Annotated in this window: 10 protein-coding genes; all 10 read right to left on the bottom strand. The window is 57.0% G+C overall.

The genetic code is table 11. The features are described 5' to 3' along the window. Positions 1–5: 5 nt before the first annotated feature. Positions 6–3,158 (bottom strand): TonB-dependent receptor plug domain-containing protein, encoded by a 3,153-nt coding sequence (locus QEH57_RS13185; protein WP_309007215.1) that lies wholly within the window; start codon positions 3,156–3,158, stop codon positions 6–8. A 324-nt stretch (positions 3,159–3,482) separates the two neighbouring features. After that, entirely contained in the window at positions 3,483–4,844 is a 1,362-nt protein-coding gene (locus QEH57_RS13180) for an alpha-L-fucosidase (protein WP_309007214.1), read from the bottom strand. A 141-nt stretch (positions 4,845–4,985) separates the two neighbouring features. After that, positions 4,986–6,311, bottom strand: a complete 1,326-nt coding sequence (locus QEH57_RS13175; RefSeq protein ID WP_309007213.1) for a sugar porter family MFS transporter — start codon at positions 6,309–6,311, stop codon at positions 4,986–4,988. 16 nt (positions 6,312–6,327) lie between these two features. Next, entirely contained in the window at positions 6,328–8,709 is a 2,382-nt protein-coding gene (locus QEH57_RS13170) for a GH92 family glycosyl hydrolase (protein ID WP_309007212.1), read from the bottom strand. Positions 8,710–8,786: 77 nt separating this feature from the next. After that, complete coding sequence (locus tag QEH57_RS13165) at positions 8,787–12,734, bottom strand: TonB-dependent receptor plug domain-containing protein (RefSeq protein WP_309007211.1); 3,948 nt, start codon at positions 12,732–12,734, stop codon at positions 8,787–8,789. A gap of 397 nt (positions 12,735–13,131) precedes the next feature. Continuing rightward, positions 13,132–13,401 (bottom strand): STN domain-containing protein, encoded by a 270-nt coding sequence (locus QEH57_RS13160; RefSeq protein ID WP_309007210.1) that lies wholly within the window; start codon positions 13,399–13,401, stop codon positions 13,132–13,134. A 176-nt stretch (positions 13,402–13,577) separates the two neighbouring features. After that, on the bottom strand, positions 13,578–14,636 hold the full coding sequence (locus QEH57_RS13155; RefSeq protein WP_309007209.1) for a FecR domain-containing protein: 1,059 nt from the start codon (positions 14,634–14,636) through the stop codon (positions 13,578–13,580). Further along, positions 14,633–15,175 (bottom strand): RNA polymerase sigma factor, encoded by a 543-nt coding sequence (locus QEH57_RS13150; protein ID WP_309007208.1) that lies wholly within the window; start codon positions 15,173–15,175, stop codon positions 14,633–14,635. Before QEH57_RS13150 ends, QEH57_RS13155 begins: the two co-directional genes overlap by 4 nt. Before the next feature lie 197 nt (positions 15,176–15,372). After that, a complete protein-coding gene (locus QEH57_RS13145) occupies positions 15,373–18,411 on the bottom strand; it encodes a glycoside hydrolase family 2 TIM barrel-domain containing protein (protein ID WP_309007207.1) in 3,039 nt (1,012 codons plus the stop codon). Positions 18,412–18,570: 159 nt separating this feature from the next. After that, positions 18,571–20,247: a hypothetical protein gene (locus QEH57_RS13140; protein WP_309007206.1), complete on the bottom strand. Its 1,677-nt coding sequence runs from the start codon at positions 20,245–20,247 to the stop codon at positions 18,571–18,573. Positions 20,248–20,261 lie beyond the last annotated feature (14 nt).

Here is a 20,261-nt window from a genome sequence, read left to right as displayed (position 1 = left end):
AATTCCTAGAATTTCATGCGCATCGTCACGCGGTAGCTACGCGGCTCCTGGAAGCGGTACTGCTGCACGCCTTCGAAGGAGTTGATGTAGCCCGTGGTCAGGACGTCCGTATTGTTGAATACGTTCTTCACGTTCAACTGCAAGTCCGTATCCACACCGTCGCCAAACCAGCTGTTCTTGAAACGGTACTTCAAGAAGAGGTCGGTCATGAGCGTATCCTCCCCGTAGAGAACTTCCTTGAGCGTTGGGTAACGTCCATCCGCCAGCATGGCCGCAGTCTCGTTGTTATCCAAGTTGTAGTTGTTATTGAGGTCGTCGAACTCGATGACCGCGTCAGCGATGTTCTCGTCCTGCCAACGGAAACCGCCGCCGAACGACAAGCCCTTGAAACGCCCGTCCTTGATCGAATAGTTGCCGGTCAAGTTAACCTTGTGAGGACGCTCGCCGAAGCCGACTGCCTTTTGGAACTGTCCGCGGATTACGCGACCGAGCACCACGTTGACCAAGTCGTTCGCGGACGTTCTGGCGATGCCGTCCACGTTGTAGCTGGTTCCCAAATCGGAGTCCATATCCATGCCGATGGATGCCAGCTTCTCCGCGTAGTAGGCGGATTCGTCAACCATCCAGTCGTAGGTGTTGACCATGACGTTGTCCCAATTTCTGCGGCTGTATGTATAATTGAATACGAAGCGCAGATTCTTGGTCGGGTTTCCTACCAAGCGCATTTCGTAACCTTCGGTCGCTACGTCGCCAAGGCTTCCATTGAAGGTCGGCGTGTGCAGGTCGTACTCCTCCGCGCTGATATCCGCGCCGTTGGCGATCAAGCCGTCCATGATGCGAGTGGCCGAACCATTGGCACCGGCGTTGTTCCAGATGAATACGTTTTCGCCGGTGGAATCGAAGCGATTGATGCGGCCTGTAACCTTGCGATCAAACAGGTCGAAAGTGATTCCGTAGTCGATCGACTCGCCCGCTTCGCCCGGAGCCAAGTCGCCGAAAGGAGCGATCTGCTGGCCGACAGCTGGCAGCCTGCGGCCGCTGGATTGGTTGACGAAAACGCTCACGTGTTCCGTGGCATGGAAAACCGCTCCGAAGGAACGGGTAACGCCGTGCACGTCGGACTGGCTGCGGAACTCGTCGTCCTTGCGAAGCACCCACTCGCCGGTCTGGCCGTCGCCATCGTAGTCAACCACGCCTGTGTTCGCGAGAGTGTCGCGGATGGACTGGGCACGGTCGATACTCACGTCGTCGTTGCGGTAGCCGACTGTGGTCACCAAACGATTGTTGAAGAAGAAGCTCTGGGAAGCGACCATCCACGCGTCGTCCTTCACGATATCGCTGCTGATAGCATTTTGTCCGGTCGGCACGAATGTGGTGCTCAACTCCTGCACGCTGCCATCCAGCATCGGTACGGAAACGCTCATGTCGCTCGGGAAGCGGCCAGTATGGAAATCATCCCAGTCGCCAAAGCTGACGTAGTTCCTGCGGATAATGCGGTTGCGGGTATGTTCCGCGTTGTTGTTAAGGTAGCTCGGACCACCTCCTACCGGATTCGACAAGCTCGGATCGTTGTCTGGATTCGAGTCGCTCTCTACCATAGACTCCAATGCGATTACCGAATCGCTCGAGAGCACCTCGAAAGTATTGAGACGCTCGAGGAACTCTTCGCGGCTTTCACCCATGGCTGCGAGACGGTGGCGACCGAGGAACTGGCCAAGCTTGCCGTCAAACTTTTCCTCGAGGTCGAGATCGTAAGAAACGGTAGCGCGGTAGCCTTCCAGGTCGCGAAAGTTCTCGTTGGTGCGCCACGTGTTCTCCATGTAGAAGTCGCCGTAGTGGCTGTTTTCACCGTCCGGTAGCAGGTTCGCGCTTTGGTACGGGTTCCAGGTCAGCGGGTTGCCGTAGTGCTCCACGAGGTCGACATAAACCTGGCTTCCGCCCGGGTTTTGTCCGTAGGTGGTCATGTCCTCCTGGTAGTAGGTGAGCTCCATGTTGAGCTTTTCCGAGAAGCCGTGCTCCAAGGTGAGCAACTTCTGGTCCCATTCCGCCTCGTTCCAGGAGTCAGGCCCTTCGAAAGCGACCTTGTCGGAAATGGCATACTCGCCGAAGGTTTCGACGTCGGGCGTCAAGAAACGGCCGGCGAAGTTGTGGCGGTACGGGTCAGCGTTTCTGGCGTCGTTGTAAACGGTAGAACGGGGCGAATAAACAAGATTGTGAGTATTGCCGCCATCCATCACGACCCAAGCCGTGTTGCCACCGCGCGTCTGAATTCCGCTTCCGGTGTTGTTGTTGGCTCGGCCATTGCCCGCATAGGTAGGAGCTACGCCGCCTTCCCCGATCCACTCAGAAAACTGGTCGCTCGGACCGAAGGGGCGATGGCTGGAGACTTTCTGCTCCCCTTGCTCGTAGTTCGCCCGAAAGGTGGTGCGCTTGGCGATCTTCCAGGTTCCGGAAAGGGCTTGGCGGCTTACGTCGCGGAAGGAAAAGTTGCGGTAGCCGCCGGAATCCTGTTCGACCAAGTTCACCCGCAGACCGAAGCGATCGTCGACGATCGACTTGTTGAAGTCGACCGTGCCGCGCTTGTGGTCCCAGCTTCCGTACTGCAGCTCGAGGTTTACGAAATCGCGGTGGGTTACCGCCCGCTTAGAGGTCGCGTTGGCCGTACCGCCTGTGGAGCCTAGACCGAAAAGGACTCCGTTTGGCCCCTTGGAAAAGTCGATGCGGTTGATGTTGTAATAGTCGTCTGGCGAATTCCAGGGAATGAAGTCGCGCGTGTTGCCTCCAACGAAACCACGGGATCGGTAGGTCATGCGCTCGTTCGGCATGGAGCTATTGAAGGTTCCCGAATTCGTCGCCCCCGTATCCTCGAAGTCATGCACCTGCGTATTCCCTTGATACTCCATCAGCTCCTGGAAGTTGGTCACCGCCAAATCGTCCAGCAGCTCCTTGGTCGAAACGTCGACGACTGAAGGCACGTCCTTGAGCGCGGAATTCAAGCGGCTGCCCGAAAGGGTATTAGCCGCTCGGTAGCCTTCGTCCTGGTCGGCGACCACTTCGAAGGGGCTCAACTCGAAGATGTCTTCGTCGGCTTCAGCCGTATCCTGCGCAAACGCAGCGAAAGGGGCGGCAGCGAAGACGGCGAGTAAAGGATAGAGCATCCTTTGCGAGTCACATGTTTTGCTATCTTTGAACATTGTTTTTTGATCTAGGTTCTTGGGGGAAGAAACCCTAGCAGGCCCCAACGCCAAAGGCGCAAACATGGGGTTTGTTGCAACGGGGTATCTTAGTTCGTAGGGTCGAATCGTTAGATCCATTTTCATTATCGCTGAAAGCAGCCGATCCGTCATCCTGCACAATTGTGTAGGATACGGTTTTTACCGCAATCGCCCCCCGAAAAAGCGAGACATCCGCTTCCTCCTCTCCCCCGAAAAAGCGAGGCGCTACAAGGCGAAGCGCATTAGGGTAGTTTCCCTTGGCGACAATCAATTCCCCGCGGCCGCGAACTCGACGTTTTCGAGCTTCACGACCACGGTGTTGGGCCAGCGCTTGTTGTTGTAGATGCGTTGCGCCCGCATGACCGAAATCTCCAATCCGCGCGGTGTCTGCTTAAAGCGGGACTGCGGGTCCACCTCTTCCCGATACTCCAGCACGCGGTCGTTCTGGCCCAGCACCGAGATCTTCGTTTCCGGCGTCGCTTTCAGTCGCTTCAGGAGGATCTTTTTACGCTGCCCGTATTCCCAGCGATCCTCCGGCCCGGAAAACTTGGAGATAAAGGCGTAGACCGACTTCCCGTCCTTGGACTGCGTGTACCAAATCCCTTCCTCTCCCGTCACGGGACAGGGGCGAACAACATGGATGGCTTCGTCGTTGACGAACATCCACAATGCCAGCTCGCGAAAGGCCCGCTCTTGCTCGAAGGGAATTTTCCCCGACGGTTCCGGACCGACGTTGAGCAGGAGGTTCCCGCCCTTGGCCCGCGTTTCGATCAGCATGTTGATGAGCTGGGTGCCCGACTTGTAGTCCTCGTTGGTCGGCTTGAACTGCCACTGCGTGCCAAGGGTAAAGCAGGACTCCCAGGGCCCGGGCAAGGGCTCCGTCGGAAGCTTCTGCTCAGGCGTTTCCATCTCCCCTCGCGTCACGATGCAATCGGGCTGCTTTTCGTGAATGTACTGGGTAAGGGCCTCCATTTCTCCCCCGTCGAAGAAAATCACGTCGATAGGGCCGTAGCTCCCAAAAAGCTCGTCGAGCTGTCTTTTATTGTAGTCCAAGAGCGCTTCCTTCTCGCGGCCGCTGGTACCCACACGCCTTACGGTCTCTCCCATGCGATGCAGGAAAATGAAGTCCTCCGGCGAAAAATAAAAGCCGACCTTCATCCCGTGGCGGCGACAAGCGTCTACATAATCCTTCACGATATCCTTGCCGTAAGGCGTATTCATGATTCCGAAATCCGTCGTATCGGTATCCCACATACAAAAGCCGTTGTGGTGCTTGGTGGTAAGCACCATGTACTTCACCCCGGCGAGCTTGGCGATTTCCATCCACTCGTCTGGATCGTAGTCCTCCGGGTTGAAGGTCCGCGGCAAGTCTTCGATATAACGCCGCAAATACTTCTCGGAGGCGCCTACCATCGAGTGGCTAATGACTGAACCCAGCTGCGAATCGTGCGACCAATGCACAAACATCCCCAGCCCCCAATCCATAAAGGCCTCCTCCCGCTCCGGCTCGTTCAGGAGCGGCCCCCTGCTCTTAACGCTCGCCCCCTGCGAAGGCAGGACGAAGGCGAACACGGCAATTCCAACAAGCGATACGGATATCGCGATCGATTTCGGGAATATATTTCTCATGCGGATTCGGTTAAGCATTTTCCTCGCTAACTAGCCTCGCGGGACGCAGTCCCGAGCAAGGCCTAGCCTGAGCCTGCAGGTGTAACTCCATTCCGCTCCGGAGAACCGAAGCGGATCTTTCCAATTCTTCCTATACTCTGCCTAAATCTTCAGCTTCTTCTGGATTTCCTCCAGCGAGACACCCTTCGTCTCGATCATCATAAACAGGGCGAAGAGCAGCTGCAGCACCATCATGCCGGCGAAGATGACGAAGATCGGCCAAGGATTTTCCTTGAAGACCCCGATGACCACTGGCCCAAGCAAGGTAATCAAGGCCGCGAACACCCAGTGCGTGCCCGTGCCCCAAGCCGTGCCTGCCGCTCGTACGTGGTTAGGAAAGATCTCAGCGATGAATACCCAGATCACGGCTCCTTGCCCAACTGCATGGGAAGAGATGAATGCCAAAATGGATACCAACAAAATGCCCGAACCGAGCCCTGCGTAGAACGACAGGGCGATCATCAGCAAGCTGACGATGTATCCAATCGAGCCAATGATGAGCAGCTGCCTTCTTCCCAAGCGGTCGATCAGGTAGATGCCGACGAAAGTGAACGCCAAGTTGATCCCGCCAATCGCAATGGAGCTGAACAAGGAATCCCGCGACGCCAGTCCGGACAGCTCCAGGATTTCCGGAGCGTAGTACAATACGAAGTTGATTCCCGAAAGCTGGTTGAAGAATGCCACCAGGAAGGCGAGGATTACCGGCTTGCGATACTTCGTGAAGAAACGGTCCGTCGGCTGAATGCTCTTTTCCGCATCTTCGATTGCCTTCAGCTCCCCTTCGATATCGGCCACTCCCATCTTTTCCATGACGGCTCGAGCGCCTGCTTCGTCCTTCTTTACCGTAATCAACCAGCGAGGGCTCTTAGGCACGAACATGACCGCTACAAAGTAGATCGCCGCAGGCAGTCCTTCGATCCCGAGCATCCAGCGCCAATCGTTGGCTCCGCCGACCCCCTTCAGCAGGAAGTTCGAGCAGAAGGCGATAAGGATTCCGAATACAATATTGAACTGATACAAAGCGACCAGCTTGCCACGGCTCTGCGGAGTGGAGATTTCGGAAATATACATCGGTCCCGCCACTGTCGACGCCCCAACTCCCAAGCCACCTATAAACCGGAAGAAGGAAAAGGTATAAGGATCCGGAGCCAGCGCCGAACCGATCGCGGATACGAAGTACAGGGCGCCGATCCAGATCAGCGTGTTCTTACGCCCCAGCTTTTGGCTCGGGATTCCACCCAGCAGCGACCCCGCCACCGTGCCCCATAAGGCCATGGACATGATGAAGGTCCCGTGGAACCAAGGACTCGTGTTCCAGAGTTCCTTGATCGGTAGGTTCGCGCCGGAAATGACAACCGTATCGAAGCCAAAAAGGAAGCCGGCAAGCGACGCGGTAAAGGCCCAAAGGATTTGATTTTTGTTTTTCAAGGTAGAGGGGGGATATTTAGGGGTTGCTGGGAGAGAGGTATTTCGAAGGCGGAGCTTCTTTTACGCCCCATTCGTAGTTGGGCGTTTCTCCTAAATCAATCTCTAGGCGCCCTCCTTTCTCAAAATCCGCATGATAGAACCAGCAGTTTTCAAAGACTTCGCCATTCAGCCTAGCTGATTGGATGTATTTATTTTCTGGATCATTGTTTTCCGTAGCGATCACGAAGGACTCTCCTGAGTAGTAGTCAGGGTTGAGCGTGATCTTAATTTCGTCGAAGATGGGGCTGGTAATCTCGTAATAGGGATTAACGGAGGTGCCGCCATCCACTTGGAAAAGCCCGATCGCCATGAGCACTCCCAAGGCTCCCATCTGCCCTTGATCCTCGTCCCCCTTGTAGCCGTCGTAGGGAGTGATGTCCCCATAGACTTCCTTCACCTTCCGAACCCATTTCTGGGTCAGCCAAGGCGCTCCGGAATAATTGAACAAGTGGGCCATCCCAGTCCCGGGCTGGTTGCCGTAGTCGACCCAGCTGGAGCCGTGCTTCTTGTGCCCGCCGACGAAATCGTTTTTCTCTCCTTCCACGAAGCACTTGTTCAGAAACGCGTTGTATTCGTCCTCTCCTCCGAAAAGTTCGATCAGTCCGCCCATGTCCTGGGGAACGAAGTTCGTGTAGATCGCGGAATTGGCCTCGCAAAATCCCCGCGTATTAAACTCGTTGGATACGATCTCGAAATCCTCGATCCAGCTCCCGTCGATCTCACGCGGGTGCATCATGCGCGTTTCCGGATTCCAGAGGTTCTTGTAGTTTAGGGCCCGTCGATTGAACAAACGGTAGTCCTCCTCCTTACCCAGCGCCTTGGCGAACTGCCCCAAGGCAAAGTCCTCGAAAGCATATTCCAAGGTCATGGCCGCTCCATCCTTGTGGATGCCACCCCCTTCGATTCCTTCCGGCACCCAACCTTGGCTCTCGTAGTACTGCATGCCGCCGCCGTAGGCCGGGCTCTCGTGCTCGTAGCCCGCATGGTCGCGGGATCCTCCCACGAAGGCGTTCTTGCGCAGCCCTTCGTATGCCTTTTCGACATCGTAGTCGCGAATACCCTTGTGGTAGGCGTTGGCGAAAAACAGGGCGGACGGGTCGCCGATCATCACGAAGGTGTAGTTGCCGCCGGAAGGACCCCGCGGCAACAAACCGCCATTTTGGTACATGTCGACCATCGTATTGCAGAATCCGTCGATGATTTCTGGATACGCTAAGGACCAGAGAATATTGAGCGACCAGTGGCTTCCCCACCAGGCGTCGAAATTGTAATGCGGATAAAGAGGCTGGCCTGCATCGTCCAAACGAACGGTCCGCACGCGCGGTTCGTCGCCTGTCATATCCATGTACTTGCCGTCTACGTCGCTAATGATTCGGCGACCGAGCAGGGCCCGCCACAGATCCGTATAGAACTTTACCTGCTGCTTTTTCGACCCGCCCTTGATTTCGATGCGGCTAAGCAAGCCATTCCACTCGTCCTCCGATTCGCTCGCCACGCGATCGAAATCCCAGTGGTCGATCTCGGCTTCGAGGTTCTTTCGCGCTTGCTGCGCGCTAACGTAGGAAATACCCACCTTGAGCAGGACCTCTCGCTCCCCCTCGGGATCGAAGACCAGGGCCGCTCCAGCGTCCACGCCCTTAACCCGATCCTGGTCGCCCGTTTGCAATCTCTTGTTCTTCCAAGTCTTCAGTTCGACAAAGGCCTGATTCGTCCGCGCCACGAAATAGACCGGCGTGTCCTTGGGGCGACGTCTCGTCTTCTCGAGCACTTGCACGCCCGCTATCTCCGTGTCGCTCACCTTCCAGACCTGCGAGGATACAGTCGGGCCATGGGCGAGTTTCGCTCCCGTATCGAAAATGATAGTACGCGCTTTCCCTTCCGGGAAGGTATAGCGGTGAAAACCAACCCGCGTGGACGAGGTCAGTTCCGCGGTCACCTCGTAGTCGTCGAGAAAAACCTTGTGGTAGCCGGGCCTGGCTATCTCGCCTTCGTGGCTAAAACGGGACTGGTAAGCATCCATCCCTCGATGCCCCTTGAAGGCGCCCGTGGTCGGCATCACCGCGATGCCGGCCAACTGCCAAGCATGCACGTGGCTGAAGCAGCGAATCGTTTCGCTGTCGTACAAGTATCCAGAATTCCAAGTACTATCCGTATCCGTATCCGGACTCAAGTTTACCATACCAAAGGGCCGGCTCGCTGAATTGAAGAAGAACCAGCGCGACTTGTGCGAATCGATAAACGGGTTCACCAAATCGACAGGCATCTCCCGAGCGCCTAGATTGAAGCCGAACACGCAAAGGATCAAGGCAAGCCACGTCGGCCTGCCCCAGCGAATTTTTGTAGTTTTTTCCGGATACATATTTTTCTTGTTTAAAAGAGATGGCCCGTAGATCGCTCTACGGGCCTGTTTCGATTCGCTACCGCGAACCCTATCTGTTAGAACTCAATCGTATTGGTGACGAAGAAGGTACGTTGCGGGGCGAAGCGCACGCGAGCTGCCTTGCCGTTCGGATTAACAGCGGTCGTGATGACGTCGTCCTCTTGGGCAAACACGTTCTGCACGTTCAGCTGAACCTTCCAGCGGATCGTGTCGTTCTTCATCGGAATGCGATAGCTCGCCCACATGTCGACGTTCGTCTGAGCTTCGTCGAAGTAGGGATTGTTGATATCGCCGACGTAGATGCCTTCGCTGCCGCCTTCCGGCTGGATAAAGACAGTGGGGTATCCCACCGCTGCCTCATCCTGCCAGCGAACCGCTCCCCCGACGCCCAGCCCATCGAAGCGGCCCTCCGAGAAGCTGTAGTTGGTAACGAAGTTCACGCGCCATTCGCGAAGTTCCGGCTGCGGCGCCCCTTCCGAACTCTTCAGGGTCAAGAAGGCTGGGTAGTCGCCTACCGAGCGTTCGTTTTGGAACCAGCGGTTGCCGAGGTCGTTGCGCTCCGTTCCTAGATCCGTACGAGCTTCGTAGTCGCCGAGCTCCGGATTGTAGATACGGATCGCTCCCCCTGCTCCTTCGAAGAAGGACACCAAATGGTCCGCCAAGGTCATGCCGGAAACACCGGGAATAGGCGTCGAGGCTTGCGGAAAGAAAGCGTTGTAGAACGCTTCCGAACGCGGGGCCACATTCGCCCGCATCGCTTGCTGCTGCGAAACGTTAGCGAGGATGGACCAGTTCTGGGTCGGGTTGTAGACGATCTCGAACTCCACGCCTTCCGCCGTCAGGTCCTGCGTATCCGACATCCCAGACGGAGCCGCAAAGGTGGACAGGTTCAGCTGACGCAGGTACCCGTCGCTGCCATAGCTCGCAGCTGGATCGCCGAAGTTCGTCTTAACCGCGTCCGGCAATATCTCCTGGTTCTCCCAGAGCAAGGTCGCCGCCTTGCGAGCGATATCGACCGTACCCAGCATGTCCGCGCGTCCGTCGGGATTGTCGTCGAACATGCTATCGTTCGCGTAATCTTCGAGCGCGGTTGCTTGCTCGAGCCAAGTGTTCGCCCGGTTAATCGTATCAGAAATCCCATTATCGACATAGGAGTCCGCCACGCTGTTGTTCACGCTGGTCTCGTACCAGTTGACGCGAGCGTAGAGCTTGCGCTCGAACATCGATAGCGTGAAGCCCATTTCCTTGGTGGATCCGTTGGGCGGCGCGATCGGGTTCAAGAAACGGTCGACCGCTCCCGCTTCCGCCTGGAAATTTTCGGATTCGCCAATGTGGAAGGAAAGCTCCGACTTGAACGGCAACTCGACCCAGCTTTTGGGCAGATGTCCGACGATTGACCAGCTGAAGGTTTCGTCCGTCACGCTAGCAAAACGACCGTCGAGGGCGGAAAAGCCGACGAGGTTGTCCTGCCCGTCCGGCAAGATCTCGGCCGAGTCGTTGGTGTAGTTGTCCGAGGTGTCCTCGCGGAAGCCAAAGGTGCCGACCAGATTGCCATCAAAGAACTTGCTCTGGGCGATAAAGGCATGGGAATCGATTTCGTCGCGTTGACGCAAAGCGTTTAACGTAGCGGCGATCAACTGCACATCGCGCTGCACAACCTTGCCGTCCCTCAGGATAATCGCCTCCTCGACGTCTTGCACGTTCCCTTCGTCATCCAAGAGCGGAAGCCCTCGGTTGTTCTGAGCAGGGAAACGAGGATCGTTGGGATCGACGCCTGGGTCCCAGTAAAGCACGTTGGCGACGCTGCCGCCTGGGTTCCACATGCGCACGTTATCGCCGATGCGACCGATTTTCACCGACTCGAAATTCGGCGCGTCGATAACCGGATCGCCAATGTATACGATGGCTTGCACGTCGGTCGCGGCGTCGTTGTACAGAAGTCGTCCCGCATTCTTGCCGTCGTTCAAAGCACGGTTGAAGGCGTCGTCGCCCCACTTCAAGCCTTGGTCGTAGCTAAGCTCATCGATGCTCTGCTCGTTGTACATCGCGGTGATCGTATGGGTTCCCAGAAACTTCGACCAGAAATCGCCGACGCTGTCGCCGTACATCTCCTCGAGATCGAGCTTGTAGAAACCGGTGAAGCGCATCGATTCGCGATCCGTCATGCGGGTGGTCTTGGTCAGCGGTTGGGCCGAAACGAAGGGACGCCCGAAATTCGGATTCAACTCTCCCGTCGGCAAGGCCGTATTGATGTCGATAAAAACCTGCTGGGAGCGGTCCGACCGGAATGGCGCGAAATAGTCCACCATGTAGTCCTGCTGGTCATACGCCGCTTCGAAGCCGAGCTTCCCGTCCATGAAGAGCTGCTCCAAGGTCAGATTATGAGCATCGAAATCCGAATTCTGGAAGGAAGTGCCTCCTGATATAAGATTGTTGGTGAAATCGAAGATGGAGGTATCGGTAAAGCCTTGCTCTATGAACCGCAACCCGACGTCCCGGCCCAAGACCAGCCCCAAGCTATCCAGATCGCCCATGTTGCGCTCCGCCACGCGACGCTGAACGCGTCCGATGTTACGCACTACGCCCATTTCGGCGCGAGCTTCCACGCCATTATAGAGGCCGTAGCCGGAATAGAAGCCCGGTTCCGCGGAGTCGAACTCCGGCGTGCGAGGGTCGTCGCGAGCCTGGGAGTTCTCGTTGATGCGGTTTTGCGAACCATAGTCCGGATTCTGCGCATTGGGATCCGACCAGAAGGCGAAGGCGCCGCGAGTATTATAGATGTTTCCATCCTCGAGTCGTCCCTCCGACCACGTTACCCGCGGCAGATTCGGTACGCCATTTCGCATCCCGTCCAAGGTGAGAGGCAGGCTGACCTGGCCTGGTATCCACTGGGCCCGCATATTTCCGCCGATCTCGGCCTGCCGCGTCCAGGAATCCCAGATGACGCGCTCCACGTTGCCCGAGGCGTAATCCTGCGAGTGGAACCAACCTGAAAGCGCTTCCGGCGGCCCAACCGGATTCGGACGGTTCGCCGTCCCGCTCCCGGTCTCGTAGTTCGTTCGCAAGGTCAGGCCCTTCCAAAGCTTGGCAGTGGCAGCCAGATAGAAACGTTGATCGTCGTCGTAAGCAGGCTTCTGCTTGTAGTTGCGATTATCGTTCAAAGCCGCGAAGCGAATCGCAAGCTTATCGTCAATCAGGACCTTGTTATAATTGATCGATGCGCGAATGCTGCTCTCGCTATCGAAACGCATTACGAATTCCCCAAAGTCATCGCTAAGGCTCGCTTGGGAAGTCGTTTGGTTCACGATACCGGAGGGACTTCCTAGGCCGAACAATATATTGTTCGCTCCTCTGTTGATCGAAATGCGATCCGTGTTATAGCTGTCCGCAGCGATATCCGTTAGATAATAGTTACGAGTCAGGTCGGCCGGATCCAGACCGCGCACGCGCGTCGTGCGCTGCGGCTCGGCGCGTTCCGTCGCGGTATCCGTGGCTTGGCCGCCATCGTCGTTCGAGAAATTGCCGCCAGCTCCGAAGGCTTCCGTGTTCGCTGTGTATACGAGCAACTCGTTCAAATCAGTGGAGCCGGTATCGTTGAGGAATTCCTTGGTGACGACGGAGATCGAAGAAGCGACATCCCTCAGGTCCGATTTCAGGCGAGTGCCCGCCATGGTCGAGGTTGAGAGGTATCCAGCATTCTTTTCCGACTCGATGACGAAAGGACTCAGTTCGAAAACTTCGTCGCTCTGGTCATCCTGAGCAGATAGCGGTCCGCCGCTACCCGCGATCCCCAGCGTCAGTACCGACACGAGGGTTTTCAGAGGTTTATTCTTTTTTGGGGTCATTGCATTTATATCCATGGGGTTCGCATTCGAATCGTCCGCAACTGGAGCGCTAGCCCCGATCGCAGACTTCGTAACAGCAAACGCTCCGGTCTCCAAATCTTCTTCGAAAACCAAAGGCGTGCCTTCTAGCATGCGCTGAAGCGCCATCCTAGGTTCCATGGCCCCAGTAACCCTTTTCGTTTGAACGCCCTGCACGTTCGCACGGTCCAACACAAGGCTAACCCTCGCCTGTCGAGCGAAGGCGCGAAGCGTTGAGCTCGCATCTCCGACGTCTATGTCAAAGCTGACGAGACTGGATGCTAAAGCAGACTGAGCGATGGAGATCATAATGAAGAGAATCCCCACAGCCCATTGCTGCCGCCGAAAACTGAATATCGCTTTACCCATTCATTGGGAAACATCAATTCGGCTTCAAACGTTAAGAGTACTAGAGCCATCTAATACAGTTAACATTCGAACCCGACATTTCCGTTAACTAAATTTAATATTATCTATGTATTTTTCTTTCATCTATCTATATTCGCTGGATCCCTTCTAAATCACAAAACATACAAAACTAAGATTTCTCTCGAAATACCGCATAGGCCCCCGTTTCTCGCTCGTAGTCGACTTGGAGCGGGGTACCGCGCACCATAATCCGCAGAGCAACCTCCGGATCGTAGCGCCCGGATACCGCGTTCGTTCGCACTCCGTTCACGCTCTGCAAATCGTAGACGATCTCCACTTCCGTCTGGCGAGCGAACTCCTTCAAGGTCTTCACCGCGTCGCCTGCAGGCACGTCCAGAGAGACCCGTTCCTTTTCCGCAGCGCACCCTAGCATTACCATGCATAAAACGATGCAAGCGATCGCGCTTGCGGGGACTGACAGATTCGAACGAAACCTCATCTATTGTTTTTATATAAATGCTATATGCCGCAGCGCGAACGTCCCGCAGCAGACGATGCGGGAGCGGTTAATATATCTATTCCAAATTTCTATAAACGACTGCCTAGCAATATTGATCAACGAGCCTTTCGCAGGAGAATTTCCCGACTTCCCCGCCACTCGGCTTCCATGCCGAAGCTAGATTCCATGAGGCGAACGAAGCCTTCGACGTTGTCCGACCAAAACGTGCTGCTCAAGCTGATCGTTTCCAAGCTCGGGTCGCTCAACACCACCTTCACCGGATTGCTGCGATTGAACTCCTTCACTATCTCGCCTAGCAAAATTTTGTCGTAATCGAGCAGTCGCGGCTTCCAAAGATGCCTTTCCTGAACCTCTCGATCGTCGATGGCGCTCACGTTGATAACCGGAGCAGCGCTGCCGATGTCCACCTTCGCCCGTTGGCCCACTTGCAAAAAGGTGTCGCTGACGGCGCCCCGCGGAGCCGCGGGCGCGGAATTCGACGGCTTCACCTTCACCACTCCTTCCGTCACAATGACGTCGACCTCGTCCTCCTGGAGACGAATGCTGAAAATGGTACCAACCGCTTGCACGTCCACGCCAGCCACGTTGACCAAGAACGGGCGATCGGGATCTTTCGCGACATCGAAGTTAGCCTCCCCCTTCTTGAGAAATACCCTTCTCTCCGCTGCGGAGTAGGCAACTTCGACCTCCGCGCCCCGGTTCATCTCGATAATCGAACCATCCGCTAAGGTCTTCTGCTCGATGCGGGCCAGCAGTTCGGTTGCCGGCTGCAACTTCAAGCCGGCGGACTCCTCAGGGCCCGAGAAAACGAAGAACAGCGTCAGCACCACGATGGCGGCGAAAGGCAGCGGGCCAAAGATCGCCAAGTTCCGCCCCCAGCGAGCCCAACGGCTGCCCTGCTCCCTCGCGGGGGCCAGCAGGTCGGGATCGATCCGAGCATGGCTCTTCAAGTGGATCCCCGCCAAGCGGTCGAAGTTCTCCCAGTCGCTTTGGTAGCGGTTTATCGTTTCGCGATGAAGCGGGTCCTTCGCCAGCCACTCGACGTACCGATCCTGCTCGTCGGCGGTCAGCCCGCGATCCAAGCGAGCGAACCACTCCGAAGCGGCTATCTCGACTGGAGAGTTTTCATCGAATTCAAAAGGAACGTCTTTCATCGTCTATCTCGAGTGTTGTAACCTCGCTTGCGGAGAATTGCGGTGCACTTGCGCATGCCGATGCGAACCTGCGCCTCGACGGTGTGCTCCGCGATTCCCAGTTTAGCTGCCACCTCCTTTTGCGAGAGGCCGTAAACCTTTCGCAGGGTCATCACTTGGCGACAGCGCTCGGGCAACGATTGGATCGCGCCCACTAAAGTCTCAATTTCTTCCTGGTGGGCCGTCGCCTCGAAGGGACCGGCCATCTCGTCAACAAGCAGCATGGGATCTACGCGCTCGCTCTCGGGGGGACACTCCAGGTTCATGCGCCGGAGCTGGTTGATCGCCAAGTTGCGCGAAACCACGAAGAGGTAGGCCTGCGGATTCGGCACCGGTCCGGATTCGTAGGCCTTGAAGATGCGGGAAAACGTTTCCTGCACGAGATCGTCCACATCCTTTATCCCAGAGAAACGAGACCGAATCCATCTTCGCAAACCGGACTCATAAGGTAATACCGAATCGACGAACCAACGGGATTTCTCTGCTTCACTATGGGGCATGCGAATTGGGGGAAATGGGGGGATGGGGGGGAAGAAAACGGAGGACAAAAGCCCTCTTTTGCGTTAACAAACCAGAAACTACTTTCCGTTAAGAAAAGTAGCAAATAAATCCACCCTTTCTTTTAAGGCCCACATACCCAAAAGGATACGGACCGAGCCTCCCCAGAGCCCCAAGAAGGGCCGCCGCCCCTGGCGAATCAGTCGCCCAGGCCGATCTCGTCGATATACATGCCGCCTCGCCCGTCGGTGGAAAGCTCGATGGTGTTGGCTCCGCGAACCAACTCGATCTCGGCGCGAAAAACCTTCCAGTCGCTGCCCCAGCTGCCCGTGTTCTTGAGCAAAATCCGCTTGGATACGCCGTTAACCGTCAGAATCATGGTCCGACCGGCCTTGCCCTTGGCTTCTCCGGAATAGCGAATAAGCAAGGTCGCCTTGCCGGCTCCACCATCGTTTTCCTGGTACAGCTCTATCGAGCCCATGCGATTGCCGAAATCGAGGTAGCCGCGCCCTCGGAAGCCCTTGCCGCTTTGCCTCACCGTCGCTCCCGTGAACTTCGCGTCTTCCGCTTGGTCAACGGCCGACGATTCTCCCGCCGGCAAGGCGCCCGCTCCGGAATCCCACACGAAACCGAGATCCTTGGCGAAGCGTTCCTGCATCGCCAAGGCGGGCTCCCCGTCCAAGTAGACCAGAGCTCGCACTGTCGTGCCCGGCTCCACTGGAAACGGGCCATCGTAACGCTGGGAACGGCGGCTGGGCTCCTGCCCGTCCAATGTATAGAAAATCTCGATACCGAATTCCGGCTGAGCTCCGCGCAAGCCCAGGAGCTGGGCATCTATGGCGACCCGTTGAAAGACCTCGAGCTTGGGATCCCCTAGGATGGAGCCCGCCAGCAGGGCAACGTTCGCCGCCCCGTCGCCCGATTCGATGTAGGCCCGCGTCAGTCCATAGAAGGCCTTGCGGCTGGAAACGCCATAGTGCGGTTCCACGTCCACCGGACTGCCGTTGTCCAGGGCCCGAATGTCGCCCTCGCCCAAGACTCGGAAAAAGGTCCGGTTTTCGCCGTAGGGATAAAACGTTCCCGCTTCGTCGGTCACCGCAACCCTTACCTGGGCGACGTCCTTGTCGACCGGCGCAAGCCCCTCCCCGTCCACCGACAATGCGATACGGACTGGCGCCCCGGCGGTTTGCACGCTCTGCTCGCTGACCCGCTTCCCGTTCCGGTATCCGACCGCCTTCAGCTTGCCCGGCTTCCACGGTACCATCCAGTCGCATTGCATCTCGTCCCATTTCTCGCCGGGCGACTGCTTGCCCAGCGAACGACCATCGAAAAACAGCTCCACCTCGTCGCAATTCGAGTACACCCACACCGGAATCTCCGTTCCGAGCTCCATAGTAGGATGCGTCCAATGCGGCAAGATATGCACCATCGGCTCCTCCGTCCATTGGCTTTGGTAGAGATAATAAAGGTCCTTCTCGAAATTCGCGAGGTCGATGGCCCCGCCCATGAAAGCCCGAAACGGCCAGCCGCCATGCACGTAGCTGGCCTCGCCGATATAGTCGTGCCCCGTCCAGCGAAACGATCCCGCGAAAAAAGGAATATCGCGGATCTGCTCGATGTTGTGACGGGCCGTAGAGCGCACGGTCGCATTGTCGTAGCTGGAGTTGAACACCTGCTTGCGATTTCCGCGGTCCTTCTCCAGCACCCAATCGTAGGTGAAGATCTCCTCTTCCGTCAGATTTGGAATCTCGTGGGTTCTTCCTTTGTTCGGAAAGCCGTCCCGGTACCAGGTATGGGTCCGATAGTAACCGCGCACCTGCCATGTATGCGTATTTTCAGTACCGATAATCACTCGGTCCTCCTGGCGGCCGTCGAACCATCCCACACTTTCGCTACCGCCGTTCATTCCCAGTACATCCATGTGCTGAGCGCCCGACTGCCCGGAGGTGACCGGCCGTGTATCATCTAATTCATGACAAAGGGCTACTAAGTCCGGCGCCACCTCACCATGGGTTTCGTTGCCGACGCTGTAGATCACGATAGAGGGATGATTGCGGTCGCGCTTGATCCAGTCGGTCACGTCCCGTTGCCACCACTCCTCGAAATGGTAAGCCCCATAGTCGTGCTTGGCCTTGCGACGCCAACCGTCAAAAATTTCGTCCATCACCAGCATGCCGAGCTCATCGCAAATGTCGTAGAAAATCGGAGTCTGAGGATTGTGGGCGGTGCGGATCGCATTCACCCCCATGCGCTTCAGCTGCTCGATGCGAAAACGCAGGATCTTGTCCGGCACCGCCGCCCCCAAGGCTCCAGCGTCCTGGTGGTTGCAGATCCCTTGCAGCTTCACGTTCCTTCCATTGATCCACATGCCCGATTCCGCCTTCCATTCGATGTCTCGCACCCCGAACCGCGTCTCTTCGGAAGGAACCCACTCACCGTCGATCTCCAGTTCGGAGATCGCTCGATACAAATAAGGCGTATCCAAATCCCAACGCCGCGCGTTCTGCAAGCTGACCCGCTGGGCGACAGTCGATCGCTCGCCTGCCGTAAGCAGCAGCGAATCGACGACGCTGGCCTGCTCTCGGCCTTCGGCATCGACGATACGGGTTCGCAGTCGCAGGGTCTTGCCCACAGGCTCCATGTTGAGCACTTCCGTATCTACCTTGACCTGATTCCCTTCCGTACGCACGAAGACCCCGTTGGAGGGGACGTGGACCTTTTCCTTCACCACAATCCAGGTCTGGGCGTAGATGCCGCTCCCGGTATACCAACGAGCCGAGGGCTGCTTCTCGTTGTCCACCCGAACCGCAAAGGTCAGTGTATCCGATTCTTGGATAAACTTGCTGATATCGTAGGAAAACGAGATCCAACCATAGGGACGGCGCCCCAGGAACTGCCCATTTACCCATACCTCGCTATTCATGTAAACGCCGTCGAAAGCGATCTCCACGTGCTTGCCGCGCCATTCCTGCGGCACCTCGACCGTCTTGCGATACCAGCCAATGCCCGCCGGCAAATAGCCAGCCGTTCCGCCCATCGGGTTATCCTTTCGGTACTCGCCCTCGATGCTCCAATCGTGCGGCAGGTCCAGCTTCCGCCAATCGCTATCGTCGAAAGCGGGCGATTTCGCGGCGGGAACATCGGCCAGCATAAACTTCCAGTCCGCGTCGAAGCTCGAACGGGCCAAGCATGGAAAGGCGACAAGCAATAAAGGGGCGATCAATAGCAGGGATTTCATTCTAAAGAAAAAAGGTAGGGCTCGCAGCGAGGTTCAGCAAACGCGTTCCGGAATCGGCAGGGCGAGCCGGATCCTCGCAGCATAATTGAGCAGTCTCGCATATCCGCAGCGAAACGTCAGCCTGCACGTTCAAGCAGGTGCGACTCAGCCGAAAGGTTCTCAATCGATACCCAGCTTCAGCCATTGCGCGTTTCGTTCCGCCCACTCTCGGGCCCTGTCCGGCGCCTTCGCTTCCCAACCATAATAGGCGTTTCGCAACTGCTGGTCGTTGATGCCGAGCATGCCCTCCCTCTCCAGCCACGCAAAGGCGCTGGAAGCGTCGTAGCGCCGGGCGTGCTCGAAACAGGCTTCGAAGGCAGCCCTGCGACTCACAGGATCTTCAAGGGACTCGGCATAGACGCGGGCCTCTTCCGGAGCCAGCCGTACCCACTCTTCAAATACGCCGTTCGTCAAGGTGGAGCGGGTATCGTCGTTAGGCAAAACCTCCAGCCACTCCGCCGCCAAGCCAGGGTCTTCCCGCGTAAGCGAAGAGGCGATCTGGTAGGTCGCCGCTTCCAGGTACTGGGAGGGCACTTTCTCAGCCGCCATCCGATACGCCTTGTAAGGTTCGTGGGCGCCCCATTCGGACAAGAGCTGCACCAGCAGTCGCTCGCTCCCCGCAAATTCCTGGCTAGCAACCCAACGAGCCGCCGACTCCGGACTCTCTCCGCTCAAACGCAAGGCCACGCCCTTCACCGCTTCCGACTTCAAAGCCGGATCCGTCAGCGAGCCTGCCCATTGCGCCGCCGCTTCCAGATCTTCGCCCGCCCATACGTTGGTGTACTGGAGCCAAGCGCCTTCCGACACGGCAGCTGGCATTTCGCTCAGCAGCTCTCGCGTCGACTCCGGCGCCAGCCGCGTCAGCTCCGACATCACGTTTATCACCGTCGCAGCTTGGGCCCGGGCATCCGGCAAGCTGCCGATCCAAGCCACCGCGACCGCTGGATCGTCCTCTAGGAATTGCGTCGCAACCGCCGCCAAGACCTGCGAATCGACCCTTTGCAAGGCTGTTTCATCCAACAGGTACTCAGCCGCGCCCTGGGCGTCGGCAGTAGCCCAGCTTCTCAAAATCGATGCATAGTTCTCGCTTTTCCAAGGCCCGTCATCGAAGCGCGACAATTCCGCGAAAGCCTCGTCGGGATCCAGCGATCCCCATTTTCCAAATACAACGCTCAAGGCCTCCCGCTGCTCCGACAAGCTCGGCAAAGCCCCAGCCCACTGCAGAGCTTCCTTTGGATCCGCAGCCGCCCAATTCCCTAGCAAAGCCGATACATGCTGCACGCGCAATCCTCCTGGCGGCAACTCGTCCACGAAGCGAGATGCGGCGACCGGGTCCGAAAGCGACCATCCCCGCGTCAACATAACCGACGAGAGATTCCACAAATCTCCCCGCTTCATCCTATCCAAGGACTGCAAGGCCGCCGCCGGATCCAGCTCACCCCAGCTTTCGTACAAGGCCATAGCCACCTCGTTTCGCTGGTCACGATCGTCCAAGGCCATCATCGCATCGAACGCGGCCTGCGCATCTACGCGGACCCATTCGGAAAAATAGGAAAGCAGCTCACTCTGCCCCTGCCTTCCTAGCAAACGATCGAGCTCTTCCGAACTAAATCCAGCTTTCCGAGGGAATGCAGCGACGTTTGGATAAACGCCCGTCTGCGAAACCTTATTCGTATCCTCCCTTTCACTACGGATGGCGAGCGTTTCTTCCGTACTGCCGGAAGCAACAGCCCAATAGGAGGCGGCAGCCCCAAGGGCGAAAACAAGCGAGTGAGTTAAGACTGCCTTTGCTTTCATATTAAACGATTCGA

This window comes from Pelagicoccus sp. SDUM812005 (assembly GCF_031127875.1).
In the GTDB taxonomy this organism is placed as follows: Bacteria; Verrucomicrobiota; Verrucomicrobiia; order Opitutales; family Opitutaceae; genus Pelagicoccus.
The sequence above is the reverse complement of the archived record's forward strand: the minus strand, read 5'-3'. Positions and strand labels throughout refer to the sequence as shown.